The following is a 13,524-nucleotide window of genomic DNA, read 5'->3' as shown; positions in this document are numbered from 1 at the left end:
GGTCGGCGACGCGCTGCGCGAGCTCACGCACGCTCGGTGCGTCGAAGAGGTCGCGGACAGTGACCTCGACGCCGAGGGCGGCACCGGCTCGGGCCGCCACCCGCATCGCGGCCAGCGAGTTGCCGCCGAGGTCGAAGAAGGAGTCCACCACCGAGACCTGCTCGACGCCGAGCACCTCGGCGACGACCCCCGCGAGAGTGCGCTCGGCGGGGGTCTCGGGTTCCACGACCTCGGACTCGGCCACGGCGGGCGCGGGCAGCGCCCGGCGATCCACCTTGCCGGAGGCGTTGCGCGGCATCTCTTCCAGGACGACCCACAGCGTGGGACGCAGGTGCGCGAGCAGACGCTCGGCGGCGAAGGCACGGACCGCGTCGACGTCCACGGTGTCGCCCGGATGACCGGTCAGGTAGGCCACGAGCGCATCGCCCGCGGGGGTCGTGGTGACTGCCGCGGCCACCGAGACCACGCCCGGCGCCGCGGCCAGCACGGCCTCGGTCTCGCCGAGTTCGATGCGCTGGCCGTGGATCTTGACCTGGAAGTCGGTGCGACCGAGGTACTCGATGTCGCCGTCGGCGCGCCAGCGGGCGAGGTCGCCGGTCCGGTACAGCCGCGTGCCGGCGGGCCCGGCGGGGTCCGCGACGAATGACTGGGCGGTCAGGGCGGGCGCGGCCGCATAACCCCGGGCCATCTGTGCGCCACCGAGATACAGCTCTCCCGGCACGCCTGGAGCGACAGGGCGGAGGCGGCGGTCGAGGATTCGTGCGGTGAGCCCGGGTGCGGGGCGACCGACGGGCACGACGTCCACGGGTTCGGTCAGGGTGGCGATCGTCGCGTCGACGGTCATCTCGGTGGGGCCGTATTGGTTCACGATCACCGCGTGCGGTGCGGCCGCGAGGGTCTGCTGGGTCACCGCGGGCGTGAGTGCCTCACCGCCGGTGAAGATCTGGCGCACCGAGGACAGACCGGTGGCGGGATCGAAGGCTTCGTCGAGGAACACCGAGAGCAGCGACGGGACGAACTGCACGGAGGTGACCCGTTCATCGGCGATGACGCGGGCCAGATGGGCCGGGTCCCGGTGTCCGTCGGGTGCGGCGACCACGGCGGTGGCGCCGGCGACGAAAGGCCAGAACAGCTCCCAGATCGACGCGTCGAAGGTGTACGGCGTCTTCACCAGCACCCGTTCGTCCGCCGGATCGCCGGTGTAGGCCCCGAACCAGGACAGCATGTCGTGCAGACCGCGGTGCGTGATCGTCACGCCCTTGGGCTGCCCCGTCGAACCGGACGTGAAGAGTGTGTACACCGGGTGTCCGGCGCGGAGCGATGCCGGGCGGTCCGCGTGGGTGACGGGAGCCGTCGCCGCGGTGGCGAGGGCATCGACATCGACGGTGACGAGAGCTGCCGTCTGCGATACCGATTCGGCCCAGCTCGGCCGTGCGCCGACGACGACGACCGTCGACGCACCGGACAGCGCGAGTTGCCTGCGGACGACATCCGCCGGCGCCTCCGGGTCGAGCGGCACATATGTTCCGCCGGCGAGCACGATCCCGTGGATCGCGACCAGCATCTCGACCGATCGCGGCACGCCGACCGCGACGGGCACGTCCGGCCCGACCCCCTGCGCCAGGAGGGTCCGCGCGAACGCGTGGACCAGTGCCCCGTACTCGGCGTAGTCCAGGGTCTGGCCGTCGGCCCGCACCGCCACCCGGGACAGGTTGCGCGCGAACGACTCTGCCAGCGCATCGGCGACCGTCACGGCCGGCTCGGGCACAGTGGCGGACTCGGCGTCGCCACTCCACCGGTCGAGAACCGCGTGTTCGGCCGCGGTCATCAGATCGGCATCGCCGACGGGAGCGGCCGGGTCGGCCGTCAGGGTGTCGAGGAGTCGGACGAACCGATCCGCGAAGAGACGCACCGTCTCCGCGTCGTACAGGTCGGTCGCGTAGAGCACCGATCCCTGCCAGTTGTCCCCGTTGTCGGCGATCCCGACGGTCAGGTCGACCCGAGCGGACAGGTCGTGCGGTTCGACCGGTGTGACGGCCAGCCCGCCACCCTCCCCGATCGTCAGCGTCTGGGACGCCAGATCGGCGATGGCCGACTGGTCGAAGGCGAGCCACACCTGCGCCAGCGGGGCGTAGGCCTCGGTACGCAGCGGGTTCACCCGTTCGACGACCGCCTCGAACGGGATGTCCGCGTTGGCGAAGGCCTCGAGATCGGTGCGCCGGACGTCGTCGAGCAACCGGCCGAAACCGGCCGACAGATCGACTCCGGTCCGGAGGACCAGGGTGTTGACGAACATGCCGACCATCGGGTCGAGGATCGACTGCCCGCGCCCGGCGATCGGCGTGCCGACGGTGATGTCCTCGGTCGCCGACAGGCGCGACAGCAGCACCGCGAGCGCCGCATGCGCCACCATGAACGGGGTCAGCCCGCGGTCGCGGGCCAACCGCGCGACGCGCTCGGAGACCTCCTGCGGCACAGCGAACTCGACGCGTGCTCCGCGCTGCGAGGCCACTGCGGGCCGCGGTCGGTCGGTGGGCAACTCCAGCACGTCGGGCGCCCCGTCGAGTTGCCGCGCCCAGTACTGCAGCTGCGCTCCGATGAGCGAGGAGTCGTCGGTCGCGGCACCGAACACGCGGCGCTGCCACAGGGCGACGTCGGCCATCTGGACCGGCAACGGCCGGAACTCGGGTGCGTTCCCGGCGACCCGCGCGGTGTACGCGGTGATCAGGTCGGTCACCAGCGGTGCCAGGGACTCCCCGTCGCACGAGATGTGGTGCACGACCATCCCGAGGACCGCCTCGGTGTCCGAGACACGGGAGAAGCCCACGCGCACCGGGAGTTCGGCGACCAGATCGAATCCGCCGAGCATCACCTCGGGCAGCACCGATTCCGGCACCTCGCGCCAGTCGAGCATCGCGGCCGCCGCGACCGGCTCGTGGACGAGCTGGTAGGCCTCACCATCGGACTCGGGGTAGGTGGTGCGCAGGACCTCGTGGCGGGTCATCACGTCGAGCAATGCCTCACGCAGGGCATCGGCGTCGACACTGCCGGACAGCCTCAGCACCATCGGGATGTTGTAGGCGGGCGAGGCCGGATCGAAGCGGTTGATGAACCACATCCGCTGCTGCGCCAGCGAGAGGGGAATGCGGTCCGGACGCGCGGCAACGGGTTCGATCGGCGGCAGTCCCGGCCGTTTCGAGGCCGCGGCCAGCGCGAGGTCGCGAACCGTCGGGGCGTCGAAGAGGTCGCGGACGGTGAGGTCCACACCGAGGGTCTCCGCGGCGCGACCGACGATGCGGGCGGCCAGCAGCGAGTTGCCACCGACGTCGAAGACCGACTCCACGACGCTGATGTCCTCGAGTCCCAGCACCTCCGCGAAGATGTCCCGCAGGGCCGTCTCGGTGTCGTTCTCGGGCGCGACGAATTCGGTCGTCGATGCCAGCACCGGCCGCGGCAGTGCACCGCGATCGAGTTTGCCGTTCTGGGTCAGCGGCAGCCGCTCGACCGCCATGACGACGTCGGGCACCATGTACTCCGGCACCGCGGTCGCGACACGACGGCGGACGAGTTGTTCGTCGAGTTCGACGCCCGGCTCGGGAACCACGTAGGCGGCGAGGATCTCGCCACGGTCGGGCAGGTCCACGACGTTGGCCGCACCGGCCGCGATCCCGTCGACGCCCACCAGCGCGGCCTCGATCTCGCCGTATTCGATGCGGAAGCCGCGGAGCTGGACCTGGGCGTCGCCCCGACCGAGGTACTCGATGTCGTCGCCGACGCGGCGCGCCAGATCGCCGGTCCGGTACATGCGGTCACCGGAACCGTTGGCCGCGAACGGGTTCGCGACGAAACGCGTGGCGCTGAGACCGGCCCGCCGCAGATAACCCTGCGCGAGTTGCGTTCCGGTGACGTACATCTCGCCGATGACGCCCTCGGGCACCGGCCGTAGCCGCGAATCGAGGATGTGGATGTCCAGCGACGACAGCGGCCGTCCGATGAACGACGCGTCCCCCGCCGACACCGCGTCGCGGTGCAGCGCGCGGTAGCTGACATGCACCGTGGTCTCGGTGATGCCGTACATGTTGACCAGTTGCGCCGGATCGGCCGGGTTGTCGTCGAACCAGCGCCGGACCTGCTCGAAACTCAGCGCCTCGCCACCGAATACGATGTAGCGCAAGGTGAGTGAGGCCTGAGCCGTTCGCTGTGCGGCGACGAGCTGGTAGAAGGCCGAGGGCGTCTGGCTCAGTACTGTGACCCGCTCGGTCTCGAGGAGCTCGACGAAGGCCTCCGGATCCCGCGTGGTGTCCTGATCGACGACGACCACGCGTCCGCCGGTCACGAGGGGTCCCCAGATCTCCCAGACCGAGAAATCGAAGGCGTACGAATGGAACAGCGTCCACACGTCGTCCGGCCCGAACGAGAACTCCTCGGCCGCGGCCTTCATCAGCGCCACGACCTCGTGGTGCGAGACGACGACACCCTTCGGCTTGCCCGTCGAACCGGACGTGTAGATCAGGTAGGCCGGCAGCCGGTCGTCGAGTGACCCGGAGCCTGGCCCCTCCGCTCCCTGAGGAGCCCCGGAGCTTGCGGAGGGGCTCCTCGAAGCGTCCCGCAGCACGTCCCCGGTCGTGACGAACCGCACGTCGATGACATCCCACGCCGCGGCGAGCTCCGCGTCGGCGAGTACCAGCAGCGGCGCGGCGTCGTCGATGATCGACTGCGCGCGCGAGACCGGCTGGGAGCGGTCGAGCGGCAGGTATGCCGCCCCGGTCTTGAGCACGGCCAGCAGGGCCACGATCAGCTCGGTCCGGCGCGGGAGCGCGACGCCGACCAGCCTGCCCGGGCCGGCTCCGGCCGCGCGGAGCCCACCGGCCAGCGCGTCGGACTGCTCGTCGAGTTCGCGGTAGGACAGCCCGGCCCCGGTCGCGTCGCTGACCGCGGGACGGTCGGCGTGGCGCGCGACGGCGGAGCGGAAGAGTCCGGGCAGTGAGCCGAGATCGGTGCTGCCGATCAGTTCGAGCGCACGCTCGCGGATCAGCGCGATCGCGCGCCGGGTGGCGTCGGCGATCTCGGCGGGCGCGCGACCGGCCGCTGCCTCGGTCTGGGTGACCCCGGCGCCCACCGCGGCTTCGGTGTCGAGACCCTGGGCGATGAAGACGCCGGCCGTCGCCGACACACGCGCATACAACTCACCGAAAGTGACCGGGCCGGACACCGCCTCATAGGCGGTCTCGGAAGGTGCAACGCCGGCCGAGAAGGCGATCAGGTGCAGTGTCGAAGGCCGCGAGCCCCAGGTGAGAGAGATGTTGGAGGCCGTTGAATCGACATCGGTCACGTCTGAGTCATTCCTTTGGTCGACTGCACTGCTTCGTTCCCGCGGGACCCGCCTCCGGACACGGCCCCGTCCAGTGTCCCCAGGGCGTTGGTGCGGAGCTCGCCCAGCACGTCACCGAGCGCGTCGGGCCCCGACACCGCGAGGCCCGGCAGCAGGCTCATCAGCGCGGTGGTGAGGGCCGAGTCCGGATCCGGGAGTGCGGCGGCCATCGCATCACTGATCGACGACAGCACCGCGAACGTTACCTCTGCCCCCTGGTGCGCGGCCGCGACGGCATCGGGCGCCGCGGCCGTGGCACGGGCGACGAGATCGGGGAGCGCGACGGCGAGTTCGGCACCGGCGATCTCGTCGGCCGCCACCTGCTCGGCAGCCGTCGCGATGTCGATGTCGCCCACCAGCACCTGAGGGTTCTCCGACACCTCCTCGAGGACGCGCAGATAGCGCTGCGCGTAGGTCTCGACAGTGCTCTTGGTGAAGATGTCGGCGGCGTAGATCAACTGGCCCGTCATTGAATCAGCGTCCTTTGCTGCCGGTGCACCGAAATCGTCCGGGAACAACGTGAGCTGAAGATCCACCTTGGCTGGGGTCAACTGCTCGGATATCGGTGCAATCGTCATCGAGTCCATGTCGAGCGAGGGGATGGTGAAGTTCTGGTAGGCGAACATCACCTGATAGATCGGGTTGTAACTGGTGGGCGGGGAGGAGAGAACAGATGACACGATCGTATCGAACGCGATTTCGGCGTTCGCCATGTCGGCCAGATCCTCGTCGCGCACGCGCTGGAGGAGCTCGGCGAACTTCTCTTCGTCCTGCAGCCGCGAGCGCAGGGCCAGCGTGTTCACGAACATGCCGACGACGCCGTCGAGTTCGGGCTGACCCCGCCCGGCGAACGGCGTGCCGATCACGATGTCGCGCTGGGTGGTCAGCCGGCTCAGCAACACCACGAGTGCGGTCTGCATCACCATGAAGAGTGTCGCGTTGTGCTGGCGCGCGACCGCCTCGAGTTTGCGCACCAGGCAGCCGTCGATGTCGAAGCGCACCTCGTCGCCGACGAAGGACGGAGTGCGCGGTCGCGGTCGATCGGTCGGCAGTTCGAGCCGGGCCGGTGCGTTGCGGAGCCGGTCGGACCAGTACGCGAGCTGACGGTCCGCCTCGGTCGTCCCGTCGGGACCGGGAACGGCGAGGGCCTCCTGCTGCCACAGCGTGTAGTCGAGATACTGCACCGCCAGCGGCGCCCATTCCGGCCGCCGGCCGGACACGCGCGCCGAGTACGCCGTCATCACGTCGGTGGCGAGGGGCAGCATCGAGGCGCCGTCGGCGGTGATGTGATGCACGACGAAGACCAGGATGTGCTCTGTGTCGGTGAGTCGCAGCAACATCATCCGGAGCGGCGGTGCGACGGTGACGTCGAAGCCGCGGCCGGTGAACTCGGCGATCACCGGAACCGGATCGCCGTCGACATCGACGACGCTGCGCTCGAGCAGATCCAGCGCGGCGTCCAGGTCGAGCACGAGCTGGATCGGCTCGCCGTCGACGAGCGGATACCGCGTCCGCATCGACTCGTGGCGGTCGATGAGGTCCTCGATGGCCCCGCCGATCGCGTCGGTGTCCAACTGTCCCGACAGGCGCAACGCCATCGCGACGTTGTAGGCGGGCGACGCCGGATCGGCGCGGTTGATCAGCCACATCCCGCGCTGCACGGCCGACAGCGGCGCGCGGTCGCCGTGCGTGCGAGCCGCCAGACGCGGACGGCGCGAGGGGGTTCCGTGGTCGCTGGCGAATGTCGCCATCGCCTGTACCGACGGTGCGTCGAACACCGCGGCGACCGGGATGTCGACCTCCAGGTCGGCGGACAACCGGGCGGCGACCTTGGTCGCGCTCAGCGAATTGCCGCCGAGGTCGAAGAACGACTCGGCCACGCTGATCCGGTCCACGCCAAGGACATCGGCGAAGACCCGCGCGATGATCCGTTCGGTCTCCGTGCTCGCCGGCACGAACTCGGCGGTCTCGATCACCGGTGCGGGCAACGCCTTGCGATCGACCTTGCCCGCCGAGTTGAGCGGCATGGTCGGCAGCGGCATCCAGATCGTCGGCACCATGAATTCCGGCACGGTCCCGTTCAGGTGCGACTGCGCGTCGGCCGGGGTGACGGAGTCGGGCGAGTAGTAGGCCACGAGGCTCTGCCCCGCGGCGAGGTCGGCGACCGTCACCGCCGCGTGGACGATACCCGGCACCGACATCAGCGCGGACTCGATCTCACCGAGCTCCAGCCGCTGACCGCGCAACTTCACCTGGAAGTCGTTGCGGCCCAGGTATTCGATCTCCCCTGCCGGGCTCCACTTGCCGAGGTCACCGGTCCGGTACAGACGCGACCCGGGCGGGCCGTACGGGTCGGCGACGAAGCGCTCCGCGCTCAGCCGGCCCTGCGACACGTACCCGCGGGCCAGCTGGACGCCGCCGAGATAGATCTCGCCGGGCACACCGACCGGCAGGGGCCGCAGCCGGTGGTCGAGGATGTGGATCGTCGTGTTCGGCACCGGCCGCCCGATCGGGACGACGGTCTCCGAACCGCGGACGTTGTGTTCGGTGACGTCGACGGCGGCCTCGGTCGGCCCGTACAGGTTGTGCAACCCGACGGCGGGCAACGCGGTGCGCAGACCACCCGCGGTCGAGGCGGTCAGGGCCTCGCCCGAGGTGAACACCTGTCGCAGCGAACTCAGCTCGGCGAGCCGGTCGGCGCCGACGACGTCGAGGAAGGTGGACAACATCGACGGCACGAAGTGCAGCGTGGTGACGTCCTCGCGCTGGATGATGTCGACGAGGTAGGACGGGTCGCCGTGCCCACCGGGTACCGCGACGACCAGTCGGGAACCGGAGATGAAGGGCCAGAACAGTTCCCACACCGACACGTCGAACGTCACCGGCGTCTTCTGCAGCACCACGTCGCGCTGGGTGAGCGTGTAGTGCTCCTGCATCCAGTCGAGGCGGTTGACGATCGCGCGATGTGACACGACCACACCCTTGGGCCGTCCGGTGGAGCCGGAGGTGAAGATCGTGTACGCCGCGTTCTCCGGCCCCAGGGGCATGTGTCGCTCGTCCGGGGTGAACGGTTCGCCCGGCACGTCCGCATCGGTCGAGGCGTCGACCACGGTGACGGTCACGCGGTCGGCGAGATCGTCCACGACGGCGGGGCGGGGTCCCGGCCCGACCAGGACGCGCCGGGTACCGGCGGTCTCGAGCATGTAGTCGGCACGGTCGGACGGCGCCTCGGTGTCGAGCGGCACGTACTGGCCACCGGCGAGCACGATCGCGTGCACCGCGACCAGCAGTTCCACCGAACGCGGGATGCACACGGCCACCGCGACATCCGGGCCGACGCCGTCGTCGACCAACCGGCGCGCGAGAGTCGACGCCCGCGAGGCGAACTCGGCGTAGGTGAGTTCGCGGTCGGCGAAGACCAATGCGACCGCGTCGGGGTCCTGCCGGTACCCGGCGAGCAGCGCGGACGCCAGATCGGGTGCGGTGAGCTCGTGCGGGGCGCCGCGTGACCACCCCCGGACCGTGTCCACCTCGGTCTCGGGGAAGGCGAAGAGGTCGTCGACGCGCAACGACCGGCCGGCGTCGTCCGCCTCGAGCGAGCCGGCGATCGCGCCGAGTACGTCGTGAAGGTAGCGCGCGAACCGCTCGACGGTCGACTCGTCGAAGAGGTCACGCGCATATCCGAAGGCCACCGAGATCTGGCCCGCGTGGTCGCCGGTGTCGGAGTACTCGACGACGCTGAGCGAGAGGTCGTACTTCGCGAACGGGGCCCGCGCGTCGATGAGGCTGATGCCCGCCTCGTCCTGGAACAGCCTCTCGACCTGGTCGTGCTGCATCACCAGTTCGACCTGGAACAGCGGGGAATGCGCCGTGGAGCGGCGGGCACCCACCGCGTCGACGACCTGCTCGAACGGCACGTCGGCGTTGCTGAGGGCCTGGGCGCGAGTGTGATTGGCCTCGTTGAGCAGCTTCGTGAGGTCGGTGTCGGGGTGCACCCGGGTGCGCAGCACGAGGGTGTTGACGAACATGCCGATCAGCTCGGTGAGCTCGGGCTCGTCCCGGCCGGCGATCGCGGTGCCGATCGCCACGTCGTCGCTACCGCTGAGGCGCGAGAGCATCACGGCGAGTGCGGCGTGGAAGATCGCGAAGACGGTGACCCCGTGCTGGGCGGCCACCGCGTGCAACCGGGCGACCGTGTCGGCGTCGAGCAGCGTGTCGACGTACCCGCCCGCACCGGACGGGCGGATGGGTCGCGCCCGATCGGTGGGCAACGAGATGAGCTCGGGCATCCCCGCCAGTTCGGTGCGCCAGAAGTCGAGCTGAGCCGACATCAGCGAGGTCTCGTCGGTGGCCTCCCCCAGGACCTCGCGCTGCCACAGTGCGTAGTCGGCGTACTGCACCGGCAGCGGACGCCAGGCGGGCTCCTGGTGGGCGAGGCGCGCGGCGTACGCCGTCAGGACGTCGGTGATCAGCGGACCGAGCGAGGCACCGTCGCCGACGATGTGGTGCATGACGACGATCAAGACGTGGTCAAGCGTCCCGTCGGGCGCGACGGCGCGGAAAAGTCGTGCGCGGACGGGGTATTCGTAGTTCAGGTCGAAGCCGGTCACCGCGAAGTCGGCGAGCCTGCGGTCGGTGTCGACCGGTGCCACGTCGACCACGTCGAACAGCCGGGCCGCGGCGGCGGCCTCGGCCGAGTGGATGAATTGGAAGGTCTCGCCGTCCTCGTCCGGGAACGTGGTCCGCAAAGGCTCGTGTCGCGCGATCACGTCGTCGATCGCGGCGGCCAGCGCGGCGACATCGACGTCGGCGCCGAGCCGCACCGCCCCCGGGATGTTGTAGGCCGCCGACGTCGGGTCCAGCCGGTTGATGAACCAGAGGCGACGCTGGCTGAACGCCAGCGGGATCCGATCCGGTCGCGGCTGCGGAACGAGTTCGGGCCGCCGCGTGGCGGCGTCGTCGGCCACCGGTGTCGCGACCCGGATGATGTCGCCGAGGCTCTGGCTCTCGAAGACATTGGCCAGCTTGATGTCGAGGCCGGCGACGGTGCGCAGGCGCGACGCCAGCCGGGCCGCGGTCAGCGAATCCGCGCCGAGCGCGAAGATGTTGTCCTGCAATCCGATCGGCTCGATGTCGAGCAGTTCTTCGACGATGGTGACGACTTCGCGCTCGCGCGGGGTCGACGGCGCGACGTAGGCGACCCGTTCGTCACGCGCGAACACCGGAGCGGGCAGCGCCTGCCGGTTCAGCTTGCCGTTCGCGGTGAGGGGCAGTTCGTCGATGAGCATGACGACGTCGGGCACCATGTAACCGGGCACACGGGCGCGGACCTGCTCACGGATGGCGGATTCGTCCAGCTCGCAACCGGTTTCGACGACGGCATAGCCGATCAGTTTCGCCCCGCCGGCCGATGCCGCATCGGTGACGACCGCGGCCGACGCGGCGACCCCGTCGACCGCGCGCAACGCCGTCTCGACCTCGCCCAACTCGACCCGGAACCCCCGCAACTGGACCTGTGTGTCGGCGCGGCCCAGATATTGGACGTCGGTACCGATACGTCGGCCGAGATCGCCGGAGCGGTACATCCGCTCACCGGTGCCGTCGAGATCGGCGACGAACCGGGTGGCCGTGAGCCCACGGCGGTTGCGGTACCCGCGCGCGAGTTGCTCACCGACGACGTAGATCTCGCCGACGGCACCCTCGGGTACCGGCCGCAGGCGGTTGTCGAGGACCCGCAGGCCCAACGAGTTCAGCGGGCGGCCGATGAGGCTGGCGCTCTCGCCGCGCACCAGATCGGGATCGAGCGGACGGTAGGTGACGTGAACCGTCGTCTCGGTGATGCCGTACATGTTGACGAGCTCGATCTCGTCGCCGAACGACTCGTACCAGTTGTGCACCTCGTCGAAGCGCAGTTCCTCGCCGCCGAAGACGATGTAGCGCAACGCCAACGGGGTCCCGGTGCGGCGCCGGACGTCGGCCACGATGCTGAACGCAGACGGGGTGAGGGACGCCACCGTGATCTGCTCGTCGGCGAGCAACTGCAGGAACTCGGCGGGCGCGCGGGCGACCATCCGGTCCACGATCACGGCACGTCCACCGGTGAGCAGCGGACCGAAGATCTCCCATACGGAGAAGTCGAAGGCGTAGGAGTGGAAGACCGACCACACGTCCTCGGGCGTGAAGTCGAAGTCGGCGGAGGCCGCCTCGAGCAGCGTGGCCACGTTGCGGTGCACGATCTCGACGCCCTTGGGCGCCCCGGTCGAGCCGGACGTGTAGATGACGTAGGCCGTCGCCTCGGGCGTCATCGGTCCGCGCGGCACCGGGACCGCGGCGGCCTCGGGCGTCCGCGCCTCGTCGAGGAGCTGCCCGGTCTGGACGACCTCGCACTCCCCCGCCCACCCGGGCCGGTCGCCGTCGGAGACGACCAGGCACGCCGGGGCGGCGTCGTGGACGATGTAGCGCAGCCGCTCTTCCGGGTTGCCGGTGTCCAGGGGGAGGTACCCCGCACCCGCCTTCAGCACGGCGAGCATGACGACCACCAGACTCGTGTCCCGTGCGGTCGCCACACCCACCAGATCGCCCGCCCCGATCCCCCGGGCGCGCAGCGATCGCGCCATCGCGTCCGAGCGACTCGCGAGTTCGGCGTAACTCAGTGTCACGCCGTCGGCATCGGAGACGGCTCCGCGATGACGATGGGCGGTGGCGACGTCGTCGAACAACTCGACGAGGGTCGACGTGCTCGCGCGGGGACGAGGCTGCGGAAGGGCCTCGAGCAGCCGGGTGTCGCTGTCCACCAGCAGGCCGACGTCGGCAACCGGGGTGTCGAGAGCGGCATCGGACAGGAACCGGTCGAGGAACGTCAGGAATCGGCCGTGCAGCGCATCGAGTTCGGCCGGTGAATAGAGGTGCGGGTTGCCGTGCAGGTCCACGACGAGCGGGGCGCCGGGACTCGACTGGTAGAGGTTGATCAGGAGATCTTCGAGGATGCCCGAGGTCAGGATCCGGTACTCCATGTCGGTGCCGTCGATGGCGACCTGCTCGTCGAAGAACACCATGTTGATGGTGGGTCCGAACGAGACCGAACTCTGGTCGAGACCGGCGTCGCGACGGATGTCGTCGGACCGGTACCGCTGGTGGCGCAGTGCGCCGGTCAGCTCCAGCTGCGCGGTCTGGATCAGCTCGCGGACCGACTTCGACGACACCTCGCGCAACCGGATCGGCAGGATGTTGGACACCATGCCACCGGAGATCTTGATCTTGGCGGTGGCGCGACCGGTGACCGGAAGACTCAGAACGATGTCGTCGTGGTTGCTCATCCGCGCGAGAAAAGCGCCGAAGGCGGAGGTCATCAGCACCGCGAGGGAACTGTTCAACTCACCGGCGAGGGTCTCGTACCGGCGTTGCCGCTCCGGGTCGAGTGCGGCGCTGGAGACGACGTTGTCGAACGAGAGCGATCCGGTCGTGCCGACCTTCGACAGTGTCACCCGCTCCGGCAGATCCGCGACGCGTTCGAGCCAGTGCGCACGGTCGGTCTCCCGCCGGGTACTGCCCTGATACGTCTCCTCGTAGGCGACGATGTCGGCCATGGTGGCGGGGGCCTTGTCGCGCGGCTCCTCACCCCGGCGGAGGGCGTTGTAGCGGTCGACGGTGCGCCGCATGATCGACAGCGCGGCATAGCCGTCGATGATGATGTGGTGGGCACGGTTGTACCAGAATGTGCGCTCATCCGAGATCAACAGGATCGAGACGATGATGAACTGGTCGTTGAGGAGATCGACCGGTTGCCGGTACTCGGCCTGCATCCATTCCGTCGCCGCCGCGACCGGGTCGGGCTCGGACCGGAAGTCGAGGATGTCGACGGTCTGATCGAAGTCGACGTCCACGTACTGCATCGGGATGCCGTCGATCTCGGTCAGGCGGACGAACGGCGACTCGACGAGCTTGCCCACCTCGACACAGCACTGGGCGAACAACTCGACGTCCAATCCGCCCGGCGCATGACGGATGTCCACGTACTGAGCGATGTTGACCGAGTACTCGGACGACAGCGACTCGGCGAACCACATGCCGCGCTGCGCCGCGGTGAGCGGGAGGACCTCGATGGTCTCGTCCACGTCACCCGGCGTACCGGCACGGTAATCGGCGATTGCCAC

The 13,524-nt window shown here is 69.7% G+C and carries 2 protein-coding genes (1 of these 2 running past the window's edge); both read right to left on the bottom strand.

What is annotated here, in order from left to right; genetic code table 11:
* Positions 1–5,332, bottom strand: partial view of a non-ribosomal peptide synthetase gene (locus CA982_RS05730; protein ID WP_086534392.1) — the 5' portion only. It extends 34,895 nt beyond the left edge of the window; only the first 5,332 of its 40,227 coding nucleotides appear in the window; its start codon is at positions 5,330–5,332; its stop codon lies beyond the left edge, outside the window.
* Positions 5,329–13,524 carry an amino acid adenylation domain-containing protein gene (locus CA982_RS05725; protein ID WP_086534391.1) on the bottom strand — a complete coding sequence of 2,732 codons (8,196 nt, stop codon included), beginning with the start codon at positions 13,522–13,524 and terminating at the stop codon, positions 5,329–5,331. Before CA982_RS05725 ends, CA982_RS05730 begins: the two co-directional genes overlap by 4 nt.

This window comes from Gordonia lacunae (assembly GCF_002149015.1).
Classification (GTDB): domain Bacteria; phylum Actinomycetota; class Actinomycetes; order Mycobacteriales; family Mycobacteriaceae; genus Gordonia; species Gordonia lacunae.
This window is presented reverse-complemented; position numbering and strand designations above follow the sequence as displayed.